Below are 19,877 nucleotides of genomic sequence, written 5' to 3'. Positions count from 1 at the left end.
TGCGCACCGAGTCCCGGCAAACGCCCCTCATACAATGCGAGTTGACGACGTGAGCGAGAACACGAAGTCCGGCACGTCCGAGGACCGCAGGACCCGGCTGACGGTCCTGGTGGCCCTCGCCGCCAATCTGCTCATCGCCGTGGCGAAGGCGGTCGGCGGTCTGATCGCCGCGTCTCCCGCGCTGCTGTCGGAGGCGGCGCACTCGGTGGCCGACAGCCTCAACGAGGTGTTCCTCCTCGCGGCGCTGCGCCGCAGCCGCCGCCCCGCGGACCACCGGCATCCCTTCGGGTACGGCAAGGAGCGGTTCTTCTGGTCGCTGCTGGCCGCGGTCGGCATCTTCGTGATGGGCGGCTGCTTCTCCTTCTTCCAGGGCTTCGAGGCGCTGACGACACCCGCCGCCGAGGAGTCCCGCACGGGCTATGTCGCCGGGCTCGTGGTCCTCGGCGTGGCACTGCTCGCCGAGGGCGCCTCCCTGGTCCGTGCCGTCCACCAGGTCAGGGCGCAGCCCGGCGAGGGCGTCGGCGCCGACCCCGCGCTGCGCACGGTCCTCGCCGAGGACAGCACGGCGGTGGCCGGGGTGCTGCTGGCCGCGGGTGGCATGGTGCTGCACAGGGTGACGGGCGACATCGTCTGGGAGGCGTCGGCGTCGCTGGCGATCGGCGTGCTCCTGGTGTACGTCGCGTACCGCCTCGGCAGGAGCGCGCGCGACCAGCTGATCGGCGAGGCCGTCGATCCGGAGCTGCGCCGCGGCATCCGCGAACTCCTGGACGCACAGCCGGAGATCGACTACCTGGCGGCGCTGCACACGATGCGCCTGGGCATGGACTCGACGCTCGTCGCGGCCCGCGTCGATCTGACGCCCGGGATCGACAGCGAGCGCCTGGAACTGGTCAGCGAGCGCATCAAGCGCAGCATCCGGAACACCTGGCCCGAAGCGGATCAGGTGTTCCTCGACGTGGTGGAGGTGCCGCGCCGGGTACGTGACCGGCCCCCGGCCACCAGGTGATTCGGGGGGACGAACGCGGGTACTCGCGGAGCCATGGCGAGCGCCGGCCTCGTCGGCGGGCAGGGGAGGTCCCATGAGCCAGGTGGAATCGGCGGTGCTGGTCCTGGACTGTGCGGAGCCGGAGGAGCTCGCGGAGTTCTACCGGGTGCTGCTCGACGGCGAGCTCGAGCGGCCGGCCGGCGACAACCGCATCGAGCTCGTCGGAGCGGGCGGCACCCGCATGGCGTTCCGCCTCGACCTCAATGCCGCCCCGGCCAGCTGGCCGCGCCCCGACGACTCCCAGCAGGCCCACCTGGACCTGCTGGTGGCCGTGGAGCACCTGGACGAGGTGGAACGCCAGGTGATCGGGCTCGGCGCGCGGCCGCTGGAGACGCGTGGCAACGTGGGACGGACCGAGACGCGTCTGTACTGCGACCCCGCCGGCCATCCGTTCTCCCTGCGCAGTGTGAGGGACCGTGCGCAACCGAAGTCGAACTGACCGAGAAGCGAGCGGCTCCCGCCCGGACCACCGACCGGGCGAGCCCACGGCGGGGGCGAGGGGGCCCCGGCGCGGCCGGAGCGAGTCCGTCGAGGAGCGGGCCGACCGGCAGTGGTCGGAGCTCATCCAGGAGCTGCGGGTGGCCCTGACCGGGGTGCAGATCCTCTTCGGATTCCTGCTCACCGTGGTGTTCACCCCGCGCTTCCCGGACCTCTCCGACACCGATCGCACCATCTACATCGTGACGGTCGTCCTCGGATCCGCGGCGACGGGCGCCCTGATCGGCCCGGTGTCCTTCCACCGGCTGGTCACCGGTCGACGGATCAAACCGCAGGCGGTGGCCTGGGCCTCCCGCCTGACCTTCGTGGGACTCGTGCTGCTGCTGTGCACGCTGGTGTCGGCGCTCTTCCTGATCCTGCGCATCGCGATGCACGACCCGTTCGCCCCCGTGCTCGTCGCCGTGCTCCTGGCCTGGTACCTGCTGTGCTGGTTCCTGCTGCCCGCCTGGGCACGCGCCCGCTACACGGAAGAGGACACCGAAGACACCGAGGACGCCGAGGATGACCAGGCCGTCGAGTACGCCGGCGAGGGCGCCGAGGACGGCAGCAAGGACCCGAGCGCCACTTGACGCACTGTGCGCACCTTCGATCGCTCGATGAACACAAAAGACCGTCTGCCTAGCCGTCTACAAGCCGAATCAGCCCACATTCGCCCGAGAAGAGGTCTCAACATGAACGAACGACTACGCGCACCGCACCCCGCGGAGACCAAGCACGAGGTCAGAGGCCGCATCCGCACCTGCCGCCCGGCCCACCGTGACGGACGCGATCCCTCCGAACCCGACAGGGACCGGGATCCGGACTGGAATCTGGTGCGCGGAGAGGACTGAGACCCCTCTTCCGCCGCCCGCGTTCCGGCATATGCTGTCGGTGCCGAAGAGGGGAGGCACCCGGCGATGCCCACCGCTGCACGGCCCAGAATCCTGCTCGTCGACGATCGCGACGACACCCTGTTCGCCATGGAGAGCGCCCTCGCCCCGCTCGGCTATCCGGTGGACCGGGCGAACACCGGGGACGACGCCCTCAAGGCGGTCCTGCGCGGCGGCGTCGCGGTGGTCCTCCTGGACGTCCTGATGCCCGACGTCAGCGGCTTCGAGGTCGCTCATTACATGGCGCGCCTGGAACAGACCCAGGACATCCCGATCATGATGATCACCGGCGCCGGACAGGACCCCGCGCTCGCCGCCAGAGCCTTCGAGCTCGGCGTCGCCGACTACGTCGTCAAGCCCATCGAGCCGTGGGTGATGCGGACGAAGGTCCGCTATCTGTACGAGACGAGCCAGCGCCTGCGCGTATTGCGGGAGCGGCTGCGTGCGTACGACGACGACGGATCACCCCCCGCCCCGGCGGCCGGCTTCGAAGGCCACCCCCTGCCCCGGCCGGCCTGACCCCGCCCCCTCTTCCGCCCGCGACGGTGTCGATGCTCACACCAGGTCAGGGGCGACCTCCCAGCATGTGGTTGTACAGTACAACTTGGTTAAGAGTTGTATAAGCCAACCTATGGAGGTCCTGCCCATGCCCGCCGACCACAGAGCTCAGCGGCCCGACAGCGCGGGTGCCGTACGCGGGGTGGTACGCGGGGCGGCGAACGGCGCGCACAACCCGGCGCTGCGCCACGTCCTGACGCATCTGCTCACCCCGCTCCTGATGTGCGTGGGCATGGGGCTCGCCTACCTCGGCGCCTTCGCGTCGCCCGAGCCGCACCATCTGCCGGTCGCCGTCGTCGGCTCCGGTCCGCAGGCCAAGGTGTTCGCGCAGACCGTGAAGGACAAGGCGGGCGACGCCCTCGACGTGCGCACCCTCGGCACCCGCGCCGCCGCGGTCGACCAGCTCAGGACGCGGGACATCGACGGCGCGTACGTGCTCGGCGGCAAGGCGCCGGAACTGATCGTCGCGTCGGCGGGCTCCGACACGACGGTCTCCGTGGTCGAGAAGATCTTCACGCCCGTCGCCGCGCAGCAGGGCGAGCCGCTCGAGGTGACGGACGTGGCGCCCCCGGTGTCCGACGACCCGACGGGGCAGGGCCTGTTCTTCCTGCTCGTCGCGCTGAGCATCGGCTCGTACGCCTCGGTGGCGGTCCTGGGCGGCGCCGGGGCCGCGCTGCGGATGCGGACGCGGGCGCTCCTCGCGGTCGGCGTCTCCGCGGTGGTGAGCCTGATCGGCGCGGCGTTCGCGGGGCCGGTCTTCCACCTCGCGCACACGAACCTGTGGGGCCTGTGGGGCATGGCCTGGGTGTACTCCGCGGGGATCCTGCTGATCGGCGTCGGTCTGCACACGTTCCTTAAGCGGTGGACGACGCTCGCCGTGATGGTGCTGTTCGTGATGCTCAACTTCACGAGTTCCGGCGGCATCTTCCGCCCCGAGCTGCAGAACGGGTTCTTCGGGAGCCTGCACGCCTTCTGGAACGGCGCCGGCTTCGTCGAGGGCGCCCGCAGCCTCCTGTATTTCGACCACTACGGCCTGGGCCGCTACGTGTGGACGCTCGTGGCGTGGCTCGCGGTGGGCGCGGTCGTGCTCGCGGTCGCTGCGCTGGCCGAACGGCGCCGGGAGCGGGCAGTCGTTGTGACCGCGGCCGCCGACCCGGCCCCCACGGCCCCGGCCACCGACCCGGCCGCGCAGGAAGCCGATGTCGAGGAGGAGCTGGAGGAGACCGTCGGCGTCTGACGCGCCGCTCCCCCGCACGGCACGGTGCCCCGCGCTCGTCGAGAGCGCGGGGCACCGTCGCGTACGTCATCCACGTCGCACAGGGCCTCAGACGCCGTGCGGCAGCTTCTTCGCGCGGCTGCGCAGCATGAACGCCTCGACGATCTCGACGACGCCCATCGCCACCAGCCAGCAGCCGCCGACGAGGGTGAGGACGGCGACCGACTCGAACGGCGAGACGATGAGCACGATGCCGGCCAGGGCGCTGACGATCCCGAGGAAGACCTGCCAGCCGCGCGCGGGCATCGCGGGGTCGGACGCCGCCGCGGCGGTCTGGGTGATGCCGCGGAACAGCCACCCGATGCCGATCCACAGGGCGAGCAGCAGGATCGACTGCATCGAGCCTCGGAAGCAGAACAGCCCCAGCAGGATCGAGACGGTGCCGCTGATGAACGCCATCACGCGCAGGCCCGTCGTCACATGCGTGCCGAATGCCGTGACCAGCTGGAAGACACCGCTGACCACGAGATAGACGCCGAACAGGACGCCCGCCGCCCACAGCGAGGCGCCCGGCCAGACGAGGACGAGCACCCCGAGGATCAGGGCGGCGACGCCCGCGAGGAGGACCGCCTGCCAGGCCATGTCGGCGAGTCTGCCGAGCGGGCCCTCGGGGCCGCGTGACGGCTCCTCCCGGTCGGCGCTGCGGTGCGTGCTCTGCGGGTCGTACGGTGCTTGGGTCATGTTCGACTCTTCGCACCGGCACCTGGCACCCACCAGCCGGGTGGACCGAACGGGTGACCTCAGGCGGGGGCGGGCTCGGGGTGCCGCACCGACAGGGCCAGGGAGTCGTCCGCGACGTCGACCACGATCGTGTCACCCGGGTCGGCCTCCCCGGAGAGCAGCAACGAGGCGAGCCGGTTGTCGAGTTCGGCCTGGATCGTGCGGCGCAGCGGGCGCGCTCCGAACTCGGGCTGGTGACCGTGGGCGACCAGGAGCTTCTTCGCCGCCTCGGTGACGTCGAGGGTCATGCCCTGGGCGTGGACGCGCCGCCTGCTCTGGTCCAGGAGGTGTTCGACGATCTCGCCGAGGTCGTCCTGGGTGAGCCCGTGGAAGACGATGATGTCGTCGATGCGGTTGAGGAACTCGGGCAGGAAGCGGGCCCGCAGCTCGTCCATCAGCGCGTCCTTCAGCGTCTGGTCGAGCGCCCCGTCCTCTCCCTGGCCGTCGCCGCGGTGGGCGAGGATGCGCTGCGCGCCGATGTTCGAGGTCATGATGACGACGCAGTTGCGGAAGTCGACGGTGCGGCCCTGCGAGTCGGTGAGGCGGCCGTCGTCGAGCACCTGCAGCAGGGTGTTGAACACGTCGGGGTGCGCCTTCTCCACCTCGTCGAACAGCAGCACGCTGTAGGGCCGGCGGCGGACCTTCTCGGTGAGCTGCCCGGCCTCCTCGTGGCCGACGTATCCGGGCGGTGCCCCGACGAGCCGGGAGACGGTGTGCTTCTCCTGGAACTCGCTCATGTCGAAGCGGATCATGCGGTCCTCGTCGCCGAACAGCAGCTCCGCGAGCGCCTTGGCCAGTTCGGTCTTGCCGACGCCGGTGGGGCCGAGGAAGAGGAACGAGCCGACGGGCCGGTTCGGGTCGCCCATCCCGGCGCGGTTGCGACGCACGGCCTGCGCGACGGCGGTCACCGCCTCGTCCTGGCCGACGACCCGCTCGTGCATCGCCTCCTCCAGCTTGAGGAGCTTGTCCTTCTCGGTGGCGGTGAGCTGTGCGACGGGGATGCCGGTACGGCGCGAGACGACGTCGGCGATGTCGTCGGCGGTGACCTCGACGACGCCCTCGCGACGCTCCTCGACCCCGGCCAGCTCGCCCGTCACCTCGGCGATCCGTGCCTTGATCCCGGAGGCCTTCTCGAAGTCCTCGTTGGCGACGGCCTCGTCCTTCTCCCGCTTCAGCTTGGCCAGTTCGTCCTCGCGGCTGACGACCTCGGTGGAGCGGCCGCGACTGCGCAGGCTCACCCGGGCACCGGCCTGGTCCATCACGTCGATGGCCTTGTCGGGCAGGAAGCGGTCGCCGATGTAGCGGTCGGAGAGCTCGGCCGCCGCGGCCAGCGCGCCGTCGCCGAAGCGGACCTGGTGGTGCGCCTCGTACGTGTCGCGCAGGCCTTCCAGGATGAGCACCGTCTCCTCGACGGTCGGCTCGGGGATCATGACGGGCTGGAAGCGGCGCTCCAGCGCCGGGTCCTTCTCGACGTACTTGCGGTACTCGTCGATGGTGGTGGCGCCGACGACATGGAGCTCCCCGCGCGCCAGGGCGGGTTTGAGCATGTTGCCGGCGTCCATGGAGCCCTCGCCGGTGGCGCCCGCGCCGACGACGGTGTGCAGCTCGTCGATGAAGAGGATGACGTCACCGCCCGCCTCCTGGACGTCCTCGATGACCTTCTTGAGGCGTTCCTCGAACTGTCCGCGGTACTGGGCCCCCGCGACCATCGCGGACAGGTCCAGCGAGACGACCCGCTTGCCGTCGAGGATGTCGGGCACCTCGCCCGCCACGATGCGCTGCGCGAGGCCCTCGACGATGGCGGTCTTGCCGACACCGGGCTCGCCGATGAGCACGGGGTTGTTCTTGGAGCGCCGGGAGAGGATCTCGACGGTCTGCTCGATCTCGTCGGCCCGCCCGACCACCGGGTCCAGCTTGCCGGCCTTCGCCTCCTCGGTGAGGTCACGGCCGTACTCGTCGAGGGTGGGGGTGTTGCTGTTCGGCGGACCGCCGGCCGCGGCGGGCACGCCGGCCGCGCGGGCCGCCGTGTCGGTGACGCCGCGCAACCGGTCCGCGTCCGTGCCCTGGGCCCGCAGCAGCCGGGCCGCGCCCGTGTCCGGGCTGTCGAGCAGGGCGCCGAGGATGTGCTCCGGGCCGATGTACGAGACCCCCGCGGCCTGGGAGAGCGCGTGCGCGGCGGTCAGGGTGCGCTTGGCGGCCGGGGTGAGGCCGGGCTGGGCGGACGGTACGGCACTCTCGGCGGGCAGGATCTCCGCGATCGTCCGGGCGAGCGCGTCGGGGTCGGCGCCGGCCTGCGCCAGCAGGCTGCGCGCCGGGTCGACCTGGGTCGCCGCCCACAACAGGTGCTCGGTGTCCAGGTCCGAACTGCCGTCCTCCACCGCCCTGTTGGTGGCGAGTCCGATCAGTTCGCGCGCCGAATCGGTGAGCAGCCGTCCGATCGGTACGCGCTGCACCGCGGGCGGCGCCGACCCCGGGGACATGCCGAAGAAGCGGTTGAGGAGCTCGCCGAAGGGGTCGGGCGATCCGAGGGGCGATCCGAAGGACATCGACATGGCGGGGTCTCCCGGTGGGACGTCACGGCAACACCTCTCACTGAAGCAACACCTCGCCCGGCTCGCAAAGCGTGAGAAAGCAGCACAATGGGCCCATGAACGCAATTCCGCCGTCCGGCCCGTACCCGGTCCGCCGCGTCTACGATCCGCCCGCCCCGTCCGACGGCACGCGCCTGCTGGTCGATCGCCTGTGGCCGCGCGGGATCTCCAAGGAACGGGCCGCCGTCGACGAATGGCTGAAGGACATCGCGCCGTCCAAGGAGCTGCGCTCCTGGTACCACGAGGACCGCGCGGGGCGGTACGCGGAGTTCGCCGAGCGCTACGGCGCGGAGCTGGCCGACCCGGTCCGCGCCGGCCTGGTCGGCCATGTCCGCACCCTGGCCCGGCGGGGTCCCGTCACGCTGGTGACGTCGGTGAAGGACGTCGAGCACAGCCACGTACCCGTGCTCGCCCGCCACCTGGAGGGATCCTGAGCCGCGTCAGGCCGCCAGGCAGACCGTGCCGCGCGCCCCGGCGCCGGATGCGCCCGATCCGAGCGCGGTGACCGCGGTGACCGCGGTGACGGGGACCGGCCCGCGCACCTGCGCGGCCCGCGCCAACTCGCCCTGCGCGAGCGACAGTACGTCGACGAGCCCGAGCCCGAGCGCACCGGCCGCGGCGGCGAGCATCTCCGAAGAGGCCTCCTTGCGGCCGCGCTCCACCTCGGAGAGGTAGGGCATGGAGATCCCCGCGACGTCGGCCACGTCCTGCAAGGTCCGTCCCTGCGCCCGGCGCCGACGGCGCAGCACGTCCCCGACGACATGCCGCAACAGCGGCTCCTGAGCGGCGGCGGGACGGGGCCTGCGGGTCTCGTGGTTGGTCATCGGCTCAGCGTACGGCGGGGCGGCCGTGCCGGGACCCGGCTTCGCCCAGGGCGATATCGGCGGGCCGGCCGATCGCGTGCGCCCTGACCCGAGAAGTGCGGAGCCTACGACGCCCGCGGACGTTCCCAGTCGCACGGCGGGGAGGGGCAGGCGTGCGCGTCGTGCTCCTTGAGCGCGACGCTCACCAGGCTCAGCAGCAACTGCACGTCCGTGTCGCACTCCAGGAGCACGGTGATCCAGGAGGCCCCGGGATGCACACGGATGGCGCTGTTGTGCCGCAGTTGGGGCAGGAGCCGCTGCACCACCGTCGCGGTGAGGTACAGATCGGCGCTGTCGTCGGCGTGGAAATGGACGAGTTCGTGGCCCGCCGCGCCGAAGGCGTGCCCAACCGAGCACCGGGGCGGGCCACTTACCAGGTTCGGCCATGTCCCGAGTTCGGTCATGGCGCGCTGGGCCGCGGTCATGCCTCCATCCTCGCGCACGCTTCACCTGGAGGACCACCCCCAGCAACCCCCGCGTACTTGCACGTTGTTGACGCGGGGGGCCACTGGACGTCACCGGGGCCCGAAGGAGGTCACCGCTCGCCGCGCTCGGCCTCCCGGCGACGCAGCTCGCGGCGGGCGATGGTCCGCTTGTGCACCTCGTCGGGGCCGTCGGCGAGGCGCAGGGTGCGCAGGTGCGCGTACATGCTCGCGAGCGGGAAGTCGTCGCTGACGCCCGCGCCGCCGTGCACCTGGATGGCGCGGTCGACGACCTTCAGGGCGACCTCTGGGGCCGCGACCTTGATGGCGGCGATCTCGGTGCGGGCCTGCTTGTTGCCGACGGTGTCCATCAGGTACGCGGCCTTGAGGGTCAGCAGCCGCGCCATGTCGATCTCGATGCGGGCCTCGGCGATCCAGTCCTGGATGTTGGCGCGGTCGGCGACGGGCGCGCCGAACGTGGTGCGCGCCTGCGCCCGGTCGATCATCAGGTCCAGGGCGCGTTCGGCCATGCCGAGGGAGCGCATGCAGTGGTGGATGCGGCCGGGGCCGAGCCGCGCCTGGCTGATCATGAAGCCGTCGCCCTCGCCGGCGAGCAGGGCCGTGGTGGGGACCCGTACGTTCTCGAAGAGCACCTCGGCGTGGCCCTCGCGGTCCTGGTAGCCGAAGACGGGCAGGCCGCGCAGGACGGTGACGCCGGGGGTGTCGAGCGGCACGACCATCATCGACTGCTGCCGGAAGGCAGGCCCGTCCGGGTCGGTCTTGCCCATGACGATGAGGACCCGGCAGTGCGGGTGGAGGGCGTTCGAGGTCCACCACTTGCGGCCGTTGAGGACGTAGTCGTCGCCGTCGCGCTCCATCCGCATCTGGATGTTGCTCGCGTCCGAACTGGCCACGGCGGGTTCGGTCATGGCGAACGCGGAGGCGATCTCGCCGGCGAGCAGCGGCTTGAGCCACTTCTCCTTGTGTTCGGCGGTGCCGAAGAGCGTGAGGACTTCCATGTTGCCGGTGTCGGGCGCGTTGCAGTTGGTGGCCTCGGGTGCCAGGTGGGCGCTGCGGCCCATGATCTCGGCGAGCGGCGCGTACTCGAGGTTGGTGAGGCCGGGGCCCCATTCGGGGTGCGGGTGGAAGAGGTTCCACAGGCCGCGCTTCCTCGCCTCGGTCTTCAGCTCCTCGATGACCGGCGGGTGGAAGTGCGGGTCGCCGGACTCGGCCATCTGCGCGGCGTACACCGCCTCGGCGGGATAGATGTGCTCGTCCATGAAGGCGAGCAGTTTGTCCTGGTACTCCTTGGCCTTGTCGGACGGCTCGTACACGGGTCCTCCCACGGGTGTCTGATGCGGTGTCAGTGGTGATCCAGCGGCGCGAGCAGCCGGGCGAGTCCGGCCGCGGTGGTCGGGGCGTCGCGGTGCACGACACCGGCGATGCCGAGCCGGGCCGCGGCCGTGATGTTCTGTTCGAGGTCGTCGACCATGACGGTCTCCTCGGGCCGCACGCCGAGCTGTTCGCAGGCGATCGCGTACGCGCGCCGCGAGGGTTTGCGCACGCCGATCTCGCCGGACACGGTGCGGGCGTCGAACAGGGCGGGCAGGTCGAACCCCGCGTAGCAGTCGTCACCGAGGGAGTTGGAGAGCATGCCGACCCGGTATCCGTCGGCCCGCACCTTCGCCACGAGGGCGACCATCTCGGCGTCGGGACGCAGCCGCGCCTGCAGCCCGCTCACGAGGCCCGGCCCGTCGTCACCGTCGTCGACGGCGACCCCGTGGGCCCGCAGCCGCGCCGCGAAGCCGTCCTCGAACTCCCGCTGCCCGATGCGCCCTTCCTCGTGCGCCACGAGCAGCGCGGCGCTCTCCTTGTCCTTCGACAGCAGCCGCAGCAACAGGCCCGGCTCGGCGCCGAGTTCGCGCCCCAGTCCCTCGAAGGCGGCGACGACGCTCGTGGTGAGGACACCGCCGAAGTCGAAGAGGACCGCGCGGCGCGCGGGAGACTCGGTCATCGCACGGCCTCCTGGTAGCGGCGCATGCCACGCAGCCACCGGTCGTAGTCGCTGCCCTTGTGGCGGAAGAAGTCGAGCACCTGCGGATGCGGCAGGACGAGGAACCGTTCGTCACCGACGGCCGCCACCACCCGGTCGGCCACGTCGAGCGGCCGCAGCAGGTCCCCGGAGTCGAGCACGGCGCGGGCGGCGGCGCGTTCGGCGGGGTCGGTGGAACGGGTGCCCGCCATGAGCAGCTCGGTCTCGACGCCCTGCGGGCACAGACAGCTCACCCGCACGCCCCGGTCGCCGTACGTGACCGAGAGCCATTCGGCGAAGGCCACGGCGGCGTGCTTGCTCACGGAGTACGTGGCGGAGCCGATCTGTGTCAGGAGGCCGGCGGCCGAGGCGGTGCTGAAGAAGTAGCCCTGACCGCGCTCCAGCCAGCCGGGGACGAGGAGCCGGGCGGCGCGCACGTGCGCCATGACGTTCACGTCGAGGGCACGGCTCCACTCCTCCTCGCTCGCGTCGAGACCGGCGCCGCCGCCGACCCCGGCGTTGGCGAAGTACAGGTCGACCGGGCCGAACCGCTCCTGCGCCGCGTCGATCAGGGCGCGCAGGTCGTCGGTGTCCGCGGCGTCGGCCGCCCGGCCCGCGACACGCTCCCCGTGCTCCTCGGCCAGCCGCCGCACGGTCGCGTCGAGGCGTGCCGCGTCGAGGTCGGTGAGCTGGACCCCGCGGGCCCCGGCCTCCAGGAGGCGCTGCGCGACGGCGGCTCCGATACCGCCCGCGGCCCCGGTGACCACGGCGACCCTGTCCTTGATCAGCATGCGCATCTCCCCTTCTCGGCACGGCCATCGGCACCGTACTTGAATCCGGGTTCAGGTTCAATGGAGGGCGGGCAGCGGGCTCGGAGCCTGCGGGACCGGCCGGGATCCCCTTGCGGACCTGGGCTGATAGCATCCACGGCCACCGGCGGGGTACACGGTGCCCCGCCTGCCCGCACCTGCTCGAACGACAGTGAATGGACCGACTTGACTGCCCAGGCCCCGGCCGCTGACGGCGGCCAGAAGCAACCGATCACACCCCGCAGCGCCCGGGGCGTCAGGACGCGCAATGCCCTGATCACGGCCGCGCGCGAGGTCTTCGAGCGCGACGGGTACCTCGACGCGCGGATCACCGACATCTCCAAGGCCGCGCACGTCGCCTCGGGGTCGTTCTACACGTACTTCAACAGCAAGGAAGAGATTTTCCAGGCGCTGGTGGAGCAGGTGCAGGAGGAGATGCTCCACCCGCATCTGCGTGAGCGCACCGGGATCACCGATCCGCGGGAGCTCATCGACGCCTCGAACCGCGAGTACTTGCGCGCGTACAAGAAGAACGCGCGGTTGATGGCGTTGTTCGAGCAAGTCGCCCAGGTCGACGAGCAGTTCATGAAGCTGCGCATCGAGCGGGGCAACGCGTTCGCGCGGCGCAACGCCAAGCTGATCCGGTCACTTCAGGAGAGCGGCGCGGCCGACGCGAGCCTGGATCCGCTGGTCACGGCGCACGCCCTGTCGGTGATGGTGAGCCGCATGGCGTACATGGTGTTCGTGCTCGGGCAGCGCATTCCGTACGAGCGCCTGGTGACGACGCTCAACAAGATCTGGGAGAACGGGCTTCAGCTCGCGGAGCCCGAGGCCTGAGCGGCGCGGGCGGCGCGGAGGTCCAGCACGTCCAGGGCGCGCCGCCCCCAGCGCAGGTACTCCTCCTCCAGGGCGATGCCGCCCAGCAGCGTCAGGTAGGGGCCGACCCGCTCCCCCTCCACGAGGAACTCCGCCTCGCCGAGGCCGCCGAGCAGATGCCGGCGCACCCGCTCGTAGCGGGCGAGCTTGCCCTGCGCCCAGGCCATCCGCTCCTCGATGTGCGCGCGCACCGCGTCGAGGTCGCCGACGTCGACGGCCTGCACCTTCACCATGAGTTCGTCGCGCATCGCCATCGGCTTCGGCTGCTTCGCCGTGAACGCGGCGAGATCGGCGCGGCCCGCCCCGGACAGCGTGAACATCCGCTTGTTCGGCCTGCGCTCCTGCGGCACGACCCGCGCGTCGATGAGTCCCTCGGCGGCCAGCCGGTCCAGCTCCCGGTAGAGCTGCTGCGGCGTCGCGGCCCAGAAGTTCGACACCGAGACGTCGAAGATCTTCGCCAGGTCGTATCCGGAGGCCTCGCCCTCCAACAGGGCGGCCAGGACCGCGTACTTGAGAGACATATGGACACCTTACAGCTCGGCGATTATTCTCTCTCGCACCTATTCAAATAGTTGTCTATCAAGAACGAGGTGGCGTCCATGCATCCCTTCCGCGCGGCGGTGGAGAAGGGCGATCTGGCGGCGGTCGAGGACCTGCTGGCCGAGGACGTGGTGTTCACCAGCCCGGTCGTGTTCAAGCCGTACCCGGGCAAGGCGATCACCGCGGCGATCCTGCGGGCGGTCGTCCGGGTCTTCGAGGATTTCCGCTACGTACGCGAGATCGAGGGCGCCGACGGGCGTGACCACGCGCTGGTCTTCGAGGCCCGGGTCGGCGACCGGCAGATCACCGGCTGCGACTTCCTGCACTTCGACGAGGACGGCCTGATCGACGACTTCATGGTGATGGTCCGGCCGCTGTCGGCGGCGCAGGCGCTGCAGGAGGCGATGGCCGCGCAGTTCGAGCGGATCTCGCGGGAGGCGGCCGGCGCCTGACCGTCACTCCTGGTGAGCCGACCTCAGGAGGTGGTCCCGCACGAGAGTGACGTGCGGGTTGGTCGACGAGCCGGGGCGCTGGACGAGGAAGGTGGTGTTGATCGGGGCGTCGTCCGGGTCGTGCAGCGGCACCAGCGCGCCGGAGGCCAGCTCGTCCGCGCACAGGTAACGGGGCAGCACGCTGAATCCGGCGCCGCCGGCCACGGCCGCGATCACCCCGCGCAGATCGGGCACGGTCACGGCGGGGGTGCGGGTCAGGCGGCTGCCGAAGACGTGGCGCCAGTAGCGGCGGACGATCGGCAGGTCCTCGGCGTACGCGACGAGCGGCACACCGTGCAGGGCGGCCGGTCCCTCGGTGACGAGGCGCGTTCCGATCCGCTCGGCCCAGGCGGGCGCGGCGACGAGGACGAACTCCTCGTCGGCGAGCGGCGCCGAGGCCAGGGTCCGGCCGCGCGGCCGGACGGTGGCGACGACCAGGTCGTGCCGTCCGGCGCGCAGCGCGTCGAGCAGGTCGTCGGTGAGGCCGAACGCGATCCGCAGCCGTACGCCCTTGTCGACGAGCGGGGCGAGCGTCGGCAGCACGCTGTGCGAGAGGTACTCGGCGGGGCCGGCCAGGTGGACGGGGTCCGCGTCACCCGCGCCGAGCGGACCGCCCGGGCCGCTGACCGCGCCGAGCTCGTCGAGCGGGGACACGACGCGCGCCGCCAGTTCGTCGGCGAACGGGGTCGGGGCGACCCCGCGCGGCAGCCGTGCGAACAGCTCCCGGCCGAGCTGGGTCTCCAGGGCGCGGATCTGCGTGGTGACCGTGGGCTGCGACAGGCCCAGCAGGCGGGCGCCCGCGGTGAAGGAGCCCGACCGGTACACCGCGAGGAACGTGCGCAGCAGGTTCAGGTCGGGCAGCCCATTGGCTTCCCTATCTCTCACATGGCCGAGCCTATTGGATTCCCATGGGTGCGCGGGCCTACGGTCGAGAACGTCGCCGCACTGACGCGCTCTGCACGAAGCGGCGGATCCGCACCCTGGGAGAAGCACTCATGTCGAAGATCCTTTTCGTTCTGACCGGCGCCGACCACTGGACGCTCGCCGACGGCACCCAGCACCCCACCGGCTTCTGGGCCGAGGAGGTCGTCGCCCCCTACCAGGCCTTCAAGGCGGCGGGCCACGAGATCGTCGTCGCCACGCCCGGCGGCGTCGTGCCCCCGGTCGACCACGGGAGCCTCGCGCCCGACTACAACGGCGGCCCCGAGGGCGCCGAGCGGACCGCGAGCGCGCTCGCCGCGATGACCGAGCTGCAGTCCCCCGTCAAGGTCGAGGACGTCGACCTCGACGACTACGCCGCCGTCTTCTACCCCGGCGGGCACGGCCCGATGGAGGACCTCGCCGTGAACGCGGACTCCGGCCGGGTGCTCACCCTGGCGCTGCGCAGCGGCAAGCCGCTCGGCGTGGTCTGCCACGGCCCGGCCGCGCTGCTCGCCGCGACGGGGGCCGACGGCACCAACGCCTTCAAGGGCTATGACGTGGCCGCGTTCACGAATGCCGAGGAGATCCAGGGCGGGCTCGCCGAGCGCGCGAAGTGGCTGCTCCAGGACCGCCTCACCGAGGCGGGGATCAAGGTCGACGTCGGTGAGCCGTGGGTGCCGCACGTGATCGTCGACCGGAACCTGGTCACCGGCCAGAATCCGGCGTCGTCGGCGCCGCTCGCCACGGAGCTGCTCAAGAAGCTGGGCTGACGACCCCGCGGGGCGGCGGCCGGCTCAGCGCAGGCCGTCGTCCCCGGCCGGGTCGCAGAGCTCGAAGACGACTTCCCCGGAGTCGGCGTGGGCGCCCTGCACGCCGCGCGCGCGGCGCACGGTGGCCCCCACCCACACCAGGTGCGGGGCCGTGCCCACGATGCGGCAGGGCACGACGAAGTCCTCGGGGAAGCGCACCAGCGACTCGTTGCGCGCCACCCCGGTGCCGCGGTGGACCACCCGCGACTGCACCACGATGCCCGGTCCCGCGCTGTGCTCCGTCTCCAGGTCGCTCGACGCGCAGACCGGACAGAGCAGCCGCCGGAACGACGCGGTGCCGCACCAGCGGCACCGCTGGTGGGCAAATCCCGTTTCGGTTTCCGTCCTCGGCGTCATGACGCCGATACCGCCCATGGACATCCCGGACACCTCTGACATCGGTCGGCCTCCCCGCGCTCACCCGCTGCGCGCCGGGCTGCGGCCACGGCGCCTCCTTCTCAGCGTATGGCACTCAGTGCCGCGCAGTAAAGACACCGAGTACCTTCGATGTCGTCAGTCGTTCCGCAACGCCGATTCCACCTGCTGGATGACACGCCACATGGGGGCGCCCTTGGCGGCGACCATGACGACGACCTCCTCGTCCGCTACGGCCGGGGCGGGCGCCTGCGCCGACCCGCCCCACACCTGCCGTACGAGGCCGAGCGCGCGGTCGACGGCCGTCTCGGCGTCGCCCTCGCCGCCCGAACGCAGCCAGGAACGGAGCCCGTTGTTGTGCGCGGCCACCACGGACGCCGCCACGACCTCGGCACGCAGCGCACCGTCCGCGGCGCCGCCCCAGCGACGGCGCAGATATCCGGCGAGGGTCCGCTCGTAGCGCCGCACGACGGAGAGTTCGTACGTCCGAAGGCCCGGTACCTCACGCGTCAGCCGGTAGCGCTGGACGGAGAACTCGGGGTTGGTGGCGTACATCCGCAGCACGAGCTGGGCGGCGTCGCACACCACATCGACCGCGTCCCGCTCGTCGCTCGCGGCGTCGAGGAACGCGGTCATGTCGGCCAGGCAGCTCTCGTGGTCCGGGAAGACGGCGTCCTCCTTGGACGGGAAGTACCGGAAGAACGAGCGCCGTCCGACCCCGGCCCGGGCCACGATGTCGTCGACGGTCGTCCGCTCGAACCCGCGCTCCAGGAACAACTGGAACGCCGCCTCGGCCAGCACCTCCCGCATGGGTGCCTTCTTCTGTGACCCGTTGGCCTCGCGCGCCTCGCTCATGCCGGGAACGTAACACCGCACGAGCCGTTTTGGCACTACGTACCTTTACAGAGGGAACTGAGTGCCATACGTTGACTCTCATAGGACTGTGAGGATGCTCTGAGCGAGGGAGCCGGCGTGAGCTTGAGGATCGTTGTCACCGTGAAGTACGTGCCCGACGCCACTGGCGACCGGGGCTTCGCCGATGACCTGACCGTTGACCGTGACGAGGTGGACGGTCTGCTGTCGGAGCTGGACGAGTACGCGGTGGAGCAGGCGCTGCAGATCTCGGAGAATTCCGATGACGATGTGGAGATCACCGTGTTGACGGTGGGTCCCGAGGACGCGAAGGACGCGCTGCGCAAGGCGTTGTCGATGGGTGCGGACAAGGCGATCCATGTCGAGGACGACGATCTGCACGGCACGGACGCGATCGGTACGTCGCTGGTGCTGGCGAAGGCGATCGAGAAGGCCGGTTTCGATCTGGTGGTCTCCGGGATGGCGTCGACGGACGGCACGGCGGGTATTGTGCCGGCGCTGCTGGCCGAGCGGCTGGGGGTGCCGCAGGTGACGTTGTTGTCGGAGGTGGCGGTCGAGGGCGGCGCGGTGACGGGCCGTCGGGACGGGGACACCGCCTCGGAGCAGCTTCAGGCCTCGCTGCCGGCCGTCGTGTCGGTCACCGACCAGTCCGGTGCGGCGCGGTACCCCTCGTTCAAGGGGATCATGGCGGCGAAGAAGAAGCCGGTGGAGGCCTGGGACCTGTCGGATCTGGACCTGGAGGCCGGGCAGGTCGGTCTGGAGGGGGCCTGGACCAAGGTCGACGCGGCCACCGAGCGTCCGGCGCGGACCGCGGGCACGATCGTGAAGGACGAGGGTGAGGGCGGCAAGCAGCTCGCCGAGTTCCTCGCCGGCCAGAAGTTCATCTGAGCTTCGGCCGTTCCGGCAAGTCCACCCCACCTTCTTTGTGATTGCAGGAGATTGAAGTCCCATGGCTGAAGTTCTGGTCTACGTCGACCACGTGGACGGTGCCGTCCGCAAGCCCACCCTGGAGCTGCTCACGCTGGCCCGCCGGATCGGTGAGCCGGTCGCCGTCGCGCTGGGTGCGGGCGCGGGTGACACCGCGGCCGCGCTCGGCGAGCACGGCGCGGTGAAGGTCCTCACCAACGACGCCGCCGAGTTCGCCGACTACCTGGTCGTGCCGAAGGTGGAGGCGCTGCAGGCCGCGGTCGAGGCGGTCTCGCCGGCCGCGGTGCTGGTGCCGTCCTCCGCGGAGGGCAAGGAGATCGCGGCGCGTCTGGCGCTGCGGATCGGGTCGGGCATCATCACCGACGCCGTCGACCTGGAGGCTGGCGCGGACGGGCCGGTGGCGACCCAGTCGGTGTTCGCCGCCTCCTACACCACTAAGTCCACCGTGACCCAGGGCGCCCCGGTCATCACCGTCAAGCCCAACAGTGCCGCCGTGGAGGCGGCCCCGGCGGCCGGTACCGTCGAGGCCCTCGCGGTGTCGTTCTCGGAGAAGGCGACCGGTACGAAGGTCACCTCGCGCACCCCGCGCGAGTCGACCGGGCGGCCGGAGCTGACCGAGGCCGCGATCGTGGTCTCCGGCGGCCGCGGCGTCAACGGCGCCGAGAACTTCGCGCTCATCGAGGCGCTCGCCGACTCGCTCGGCGCGGCCGTCGGCGCGTCCCGGGCCGCGGTCGACGCCGGCTGGTACCCGCACTCCAACCAGGTCGGCCAGACCGGCAAGTCCGTCTCGCCGCAGCTGTACATCGCCAACGGCATCTCCGGCGCGATCCAGCACCGGGCCGGCATGCAGACCTCGAAGACCATCGTCGCGGTCAACAAGGACGCCGAAGCCCCCATCTTCGACCTCGTCGACTACGGCGTCGTCGGCGACCTCTTCGACGTCGTCCCCCAGCTCACCGACGAGGTCAAGACCCGCAAGGGCTGAGTGACCCGTCGCCCGGCGCGCCCAGGACCGTCACAGCTCCTGGGCGCGTCGGCGTGCGTAGTACCCGGCCGCCCCCACCGAACCGGCGACCAGCGCGCCGCCCAGGACGAGCTGCACCGTGCTGAGGCCGCCCAGCGAGCCGCCGTCACCGGCGTGCACGCCATGCAGTTCGGTGCCGCCCCGGCCCGACACGGTGAGGGTCTGCCGCACGACGGTGCCGCTCTCGCAGCTCACCGAGATCGGGAACGTCCCCGGGCGCGCCCCGGCCGGCACCTGGAATTGCCCCACCACATCTCCCTGGTGGGTGCTCGTCTGCAGCGGGAAGTCTCCGGCGCCGAGGCTGTTGGCGTCGCCGGTGGCGCGCCGGTCCTTGCCGCAGGCGGTGGTGTTCGCCGTGACGGTGGTGCCGGGGCGGGCGTCGGCGGGGACGAGTTCGAGGGATCCGGACGAGGCGGCGGAGCTGTCCGGAACCTCGGTGTCGGAGGTGGCGCCGTCCCACGAGGGGCTGTCCCACGTCGTGTCGTCGCCCTCCGCCCAGGCGTGGGCGCAGAGCGGCGTGGCGAGGGTGAGCAGGGCGGCGGCGACGGTGGAGGTCGACCAGGACACGGTGCGACGCATGCGGGGCCTCTCGGGACGGGCCGGCGGCGCGGCCACGGACGGCGTTCCCGGCAGAGCCAACCCCGCAAGGCCGCGCGCCGCCTGTCGAGGCGTCGAGGTGGGTGACGAACGGGGCACGCGCGGGTGACGCCGGGCGCCCGTCCGGCGACTCCTCGTGTCCGGCCCCGGCTCCTAGAGGTGCCCGTGCACCCGGTGGGCCTCGACCAGTTTCACGCGTGCCGCTTCCAGGCGGTGCGCCATCACCTCGGCCACGCCGTGCAGCAGGGTCATGCCCAGGGCCGGTTCGAGATCGCACAGGCCGCGGACCGCGCCCGCGTCGAACTCGTAGGCGCGCACCGGGGTGAACGCCTCGGCGCCGAAGTCCCATTCGTAGGGCGGGAACAGCCAGGACCAGCCGAGCAGATCGCCCGGTCCGAGCGGGTCGCCGGGCAGCCTGGTGCGGTCGGAGACCCGTACGTCGAGCGTGACCGTGCCGGTCCTGATGATCCAGAAGCGGTCGGCCCGGTCCCCTTCCTCGAAGATCCGGGCGTCCTGGGGGAACGAGACTTCCTCGGCGAGTGCCATCAGCCGGTCGCGATAAGCACGCGGAAGTCGATTCAGCAGTCGTGTCTGGGCCGTCATGGCGAAACACCTCCACCGTCGTGTCATTCCAGCGTACGTGCGACGCGGTCCATACCGAGCGGGGCGAACAATCGCCCGAAAAGGGTAGTCCTTCCTCGTCCGGGGCGCACCTCGACCACATGGCGTAAGCGGATCGCGGGCCGACGATCATGCCCCTA

General features: G+C 71.4%; 24 protein-coding genes. 11 read left to right on the top strand and 13 right to left on the bottom strand.

Features of this window, described 5'->3' with window-relative positions; translation table 11 throughout:
* Positions 1–34: 34 nt before the first annotated feature.
* The 5 genes from ACQUQD_RS37690 (at position 35) to ACQUQD_RS37670 (ending at position 4,207) form a co-directional block, all read left to right on the top strand.
* Positions 35–1,006, top strand: a complete 972-nt coding sequence (locus ACQUQD_RS37690) for a cation diffusion facilitator family transporter (RefSeq protein ID WP_428956713.1) — start codon at positions 35–37, stop codon at positions 1,004–1,006.
* A gap of 73 nt (positions 1,007–1,079) precedes the next feature.
* Positions 1,080–1,484 (top strand): VOC family protein, encoded by a 405-nt coding sequence (locus ACQUQD_RS37685; RefSeq protein ID WP_428956712.1) that lies wholly within the window; start codon positions 1,080–1,082, stop codon positions 1,482–1,484.
* Entirely contained in the window at positions 1,462–2,112 is a 651-nt protein-coding gene (locus tag ACQUQD_RS37680) for a DUF6328 family protein (protein ID WP_428956711.1), read from the top strand. Before ACQUQD_RS37685 ends, ACQUQD_RS37680 begins: the two co-directional genes overlap by 23 nt.
* A 327-nt stretch (positions 2,113–2,439) precedes the next feature.
* On the top strand, positions 2,440–2,931 hold the full coding sequence (locus ACQUQD_RS37675) for a response regulator (protein ID WP_428956710.1): 492 nt from the start codon (positions 2,440–2,442) through the stop codon (positions 2,929–2,931).
* 259 nt (positions 2,932–3,190) lie between these two features.
* Positions 3,191–4,207, top strand: a complete 1,017-nt coding sequence (locus ACQUQD_RS37670; protein WP_428957750.1) for a hypothetical protein — start codon at positions 3,191–3,193, stop codon at positions 4,205–4,207.
* An 87-nt stretch (positions 4,208–4,294) separates the two neighbouring features.
* Here ACQUQD_RS37670 and ACQUQD_RS37665 read toward each other — a convergent pair whose 3' ends face one another.
* Together ACQUQD_RS37665 and ACQUQD_RS37660 are read right to left on the bottom strand one after the other, a co-directional pair.
* The gene (locus ACQUQD_RS37665) at positions 4,295–4,927 is read right to left on the bottom strand and encodes an HdeD family acid-resistance protein (protein WP_428956709.1); all 633 of its coding nucleotides are present in this window, start codon (positions 4,925–4,927) and stop codon (positions 4,295–4,297) included.
* Positions 4,928–4,986: 59 nt separating this feature from the next.
* Positions 4,987–7,518, bottom strand: coding sequence for an ATP-dependent Clp protease ATP-binding subunit (locus ACQUQD_RS37660; RefSeq protein WP_428956708.1), 2,532 nt, complete (start codon positions 7,516–7,518; stop codon positions 4,987–4,989).
* A gap of 95 nt (positions 7,519–7,613) precedes the next feature.
* Here ACQUQD_RS37660 and ACQUQD_RS37655 point away from each other — a divergent pair, with 95 nt between their 5' ends.
* Entirely contained in the window at positions 7,614–7,991 is a 378-nt protein-coding gene (locus tag ACQUQD_RS37655) for a DUF488 domain-containing protein (protein ID WP_428956707.1), read from the top strand.
* A 6-nt stretch (positions 7,992–7,997) separates the two neighbouring features.
* Here the strand turns inward: ACQUQD_RS37655 and ACQUQD_RS37650 are convergent, their stop codons facing one another.
* The 5 genes from ACQUQD_RS37650 to ACQUQD_RS37630 form a co-directional block, all read right to left on the bottom strand.
* A complete protein-coding gene (locus tag ACQUQD_RS37650; RefSeq protein WP_428956706.1) occupies positions 7,998–8,381 on the bottom strand; it encodes a helix-turn-helix domain-containing protein in 384 nt (127 codons plus the stop codon).
* Between the two features lie 104 nt (positions 8,382–8,485).
* The gene (locus tag ACQUQD_RS37645; RefSeq protein WP_428956705.1) at positions 8,486–8,845 is read right to left on the bottom strand and encodes a luciferase family protein; all 360 of its coding nucleotides are present in this window, start codon (positions 8,843–8,845) and stop codon (positions 8,486–8,488) included.
* A gap of 110 nt (positions 8,846–8,955) precedes the next feature.
* Complete coding sequence (locus ACQUQD_RS37640; RefSeq protein ID WP_428956704.1) at positions 8,956–10,176, bottom strand: acyl-CoA dehydrogenase family protein; 1,221 nt, start codon at positions 10,174–10,176, stop codon at positions 8,956–8,958.
* A gap of 29 nt (positions 10,177–10,205) precedes the next feature.
* Entirely contained in the window at positions 10,206–10,856 is a 651-nt protein-coding gene (locus ACQUQD_RS37635) for an HAD family hydrolase (RefSeq protein ID WP_428956703.1), read from the bottom strand.
* On the bottom strand, positions 10,853–11,665 hold the full coding sequence (locus tag ACQUQD_RS37630; RefSeq protein ID WP_428956702.1) for an SDR family oxidoreductase: 813 nt from the start codon (positions 11,663–11,665) through the stop codon (positions 10,853–10,855). Before ACQUQD_RS37630 ends, ACQUQD_RS37635 begins: the two co-directional genes overlap by 4 nt.
* Before the next feature lie 204 nt (positions 11,666–11,869).
* Here ACQUQD_RS37630 and ACQUQD_RS37625 point away from each other — a divergent pair, with 204 nt between their 5' ends.
* Entirely contained in the window at positions 11,870–12,520 is a 651-nt protein-coding gene (locus ACQUQD_RS37625; protein ID WP_428956701.1) for a TetR/AcrR family transcriptional regulator, read from the top strand.
* Here ACQUQD_RS37625 and ACQUQD_RS37620 read toward each other — a convergent pair.
* A complete protein-coding gene (locus ACQUQD_RS37620; RefSeq protein ID WP_428956700.1) occupies positions 12,496–13,080 on the bottom strand; it encodes a PadR family transcriptional regulator in 585 nt (194 codons plus the stop codon). The genes ACQUQD_RS37625 and ACQUQD_RS37620 overlap by 25 nt on opposite strands.
* Before the next feature lie 78 nt (positions 13,081–13,158).
* Between ACQUQD_RS37620 and ACQUQD_RS37615 the strand changes: the two genes are divergently transcribed.
* Entirely contained in the window at positions 13,159–13,551 is a 393-nt protein-coding gene (locus tag ACQUQD_RS37615; protein WP_428956699.1) for a nuclear transport factor 2 family protein, read from the top strand.
* A 3-nt stretch (positions 13,552–13,554) separates the two neighbouring features.
* Here ACQUQD_RS37615 and ACQUQD_RS37610 read toward each other — a convergent pair whose 3' ends face one another.
* On the bottom strand, positions 13,555–14,475 hold the full coding sequence (locus tag ACQUQD_RS37610; RefSeq protein ID WP_428956698.1) for a LysR family transcriptional regulator: 921 nt from the start codon (positions 14,473–14,475) through the stop codon (positions 13,555–13,557).
* A gap of 110 nt (positions 14,476–14,585) precedes the next feature.
* Between ACQUQD_RS37610 and ACQUQD_RS37605 the strand changes: the two genes are divergently transcribed.
* A complete protein-coding gene (locus ACQUQD_RS37605; protein ID WP_428956697.1) occupies positions 14,586–15,281 on the top strand; it encodes a type 1 glutamine amidotransferase domain-containing protein in 696 nt (231 codons plus the stop codon).
* 24 nt (positions 15,282–15,305) lie between these two features.
* On the opposite strand, the gene ACQUQD_RS37600 is transcribed toward ACQUQD_RS37605, so the two are convergent.
* Both ACQUQD_RS37600 and ACQUQD_RS37595 read right to left on the bottom strand, forming a co-directional pair.
* Positions 15,306–15,719: a Zn-ribbon domain-containing OB-fold protein gene (locus ACQUQD_RS37600; protein ID WP_428956696.1), complete on the bottom strand. Its 414-nt coding sequence runs from the start codon at positions 15,717–15,719 to the stop codon at positions 15,306–15,308.
* 114 nt (positions 15,720–15,833) lie between these two features.
* Entirely contained in the window at positions 15,834–16,550 is a 717-nt protein-coding gene (locus ACQUQD_RS37595; protein WP_428956695.1) for a TetR family transcriptional regulator, read from the bottom strand.
* A gap of 117 nt (positions 16,551–16,667) precedes the next feature.
* On the opposite strand from ACQUQD_RS37595, the gene ACQUQD_RS37590 reads away from it, so the two are divergent.
* Positions 16,668–17,456, top strand: coding sequence for an electron transfer flavoprotein subunit beta/FixA family protein (locus ACQUQD_RS37590; RefSeq protein ID WP_428956694.1), 789 nt, complete (start codon positions 16,668–16,670; stop codon positions 17,454–17,456).
* A gap of 61 nt (positions 17,457–17,517) precedes the next feature.
* Complete coding sequence (locus ACQUQD_RS37585) at positions 17,518–18,480, top strand: electron transfer flavoprotein subunit alpha/FixB family protein (RefSeq protein WP_428956693.1); 963 nt, start codon at positions 17,518–17,520, stop codon at positions 18,478–18,480.
* A gap of 30 nt (positions 18,481–18,510) precedes the next feature.
* On the opposite strand, the gene ACQUQD_RS37580 is transcribed toward ACQUQD_RS37585, so the two are convergent.
* Positions 18,511–19,098 carry a hypothetical protein gene (locus ACQUQD_RS37580; RefSeq protein ID WP_428956692.1) on the bottom strand — a complete coding sequence of 196 codons (588 nt, stop codon included), beginning with the start codon at positions 19,096–19,098 and terminating at the stop codon, positions 18,511–18,513.
* Positions 19,099–19,269: 171 nt separating this feature from the next.
* Positions 19,270–19,719, bottom strand: a complete 450-nt coding sequence (locus ACQUQD_RS37575; protein WP_428956691.1) for a cyclic nucleotide-binding domain-containing protein — start codon at positions 19,717–19,719, stop codon at positions 19,270–19,272.
* Positions 19,720–19,877 lie beyond the last annotated feature (158 nt).

Origin of the sequence: Streptomyces sp. cg35 (assembly GCF_050410835.1) — a bacterium.
GTDB lineage: Bacteria > Actinomycetota > Actinomycetes > Streptomycetales > Streptomycetaceae > Streptomyces.
The sequence above is the reverse complement of the archived record's forward strand: the minus strand, read 5'-3'. Positions and strand labels throughout refer to the sequence as shown.

Excerpts from the sequence above, each read along its gene's own strand:
- ACQUQD_RS37690 (WP_428956713.1), top strand. The coding sequence starts at position 35 with ATGCGAGTTGACGACGTGAGCGAGAACACGAAGTCCGGCACGTCCGAG.
- ACQUQD_RS37685 (WP_428956712.1), top strand. The coding sequence starts at position 1,080 with ATGAGCCAGGTGGAATCGGCGGTGCTGGTCCTGGACTGTGCGGAGCCG.
- ACQUQD_RS37675 (WP_428956710.1), top strand. The coding sequence starts at position 2,440 with ATGCCCACCGCTGCACGGCCCAGAATCCTGCTCGTCGACGATCGCGAC.
- ACQUQD_RS37670 (WP_428957750.1), top strand. The coding sequence starts at position 3,191 with ATGTGCGTGGGCATGGGGCTCGCCTACCTCGGCGCCTTCGCGTCGCCC.
- ACQUQD_RS37665 (WP_428956709.1), bottom strand. The coding sequence starts at position 4,927 with ATGACCCAAGCACCGTACGACCCGCAGAGCACGCACCGCAGCGCCGAC.
- ACQUQD_RS37660 (WP_428956708.1), bottom strand. The coding sequence starts at position 7,518 with ATGTCGATGTCCTTCGGATCGCCCCTCGGATCGCCCGACCCCTTCGGC.
- ACQUQD_RS37655 (WP_428956707.1), top strand. The coding sequence starts at position 7,614 with ATGAACGCAATTCCGCCGTCCGGCCCGTACCCGGTCCGCCGCGTCTAC.
- ACQUQD_RS37650 (WP_428956706.1), bottom strand. The coding sequence starts at position 8,381 with ATGACCAACCACGAGACCCGCAGGCCCCGTCCCGCCGCCGCTCAGGAG.
- ACQUQD_RS37645 (WP_428956705.1), bottom strand. The coding sequence starts at position 8,845 with ATGACCGCGGCCCAGCGCGCCATGACCGAACTCGGGACATGGCCGAAC.
- ACQUQD_RS37635 (WP_428956703.1), bottom strand. The coding sequence starts at position 10,856 with ATGACCGAGTCTCCCGCGCGCCGCGCGGTCCTCTTCGACTTCGGCGGT.
- ACQUQD_RS37630 (WP_428956702.1), bottom strand. The coding sequence starts at position 11,665 with ATGCTGATCAAGGACAGGGTCGCCGTGGTCACCGGGGCCGCGGGCGGT.
- ACQUQD_RS37620 (WP_428956700.1), bottom strand. The coding sequence starts at position 13,080 with ATGTCTCTCAAGTACGCGGTCCTGGCCGCCCTGTTGGAGGGCGAGGCC.
- ACQUQD_RS37615 (WP_428956699.1), top strand. The coding sequence starts at position 13,159 with ATGCATCCCTTCCGCGCGGCGGTGGAGAAGGGCGATCTGGCGGCGGTC.
- ACQUQD_RS37605 (WP_428956697.1), top strand. The coding sequence starts at position 14,586 with ATGTCGAAGATCCTTTTCGTTCTGACCGGCGCCGACCACTGGACGCTC.
- ACQUQD_RS37600 (WP_428956696.1), bottom strand. The coding sequence starts at position 15,719 with ATGTCAGAGGTGTCCGGGATGTCCATGGGCGGTATCGGCGTCATGACG.
- ACQUQD_RS37595 (WP_428956695.1), bottom strand. The coding sequence starts at position 16,550 with ATGAGCGAGGCGCGCGAGGCCAACGGGTCACAGAAGAAGGCACCCATG.
- ACQUQD_RS37585 (WP_428956693.1), top strand. The coding sequence starts at position 17,518 with ATGGCTGAAGTTCTGGTCTACGTCGACCACGTGGACGGTGCCGTCCGC.
- ACQUQD_RS37580 (WP_428956692.1), bottom strand. The coding sequence starts at position 19,098 with ATGCGTCGCACCGTGTCCTGGTCGACCTCCACCGTCGCCGCCGCCCTG.
- ACQUQD_RS37575 (WP_428956691.1), bottom strand. The coding sequence starts at position 19,719 with ATGACGGCCCAGACACGACTGCTGAATCGACTTCCGCGTGCTTATCGC.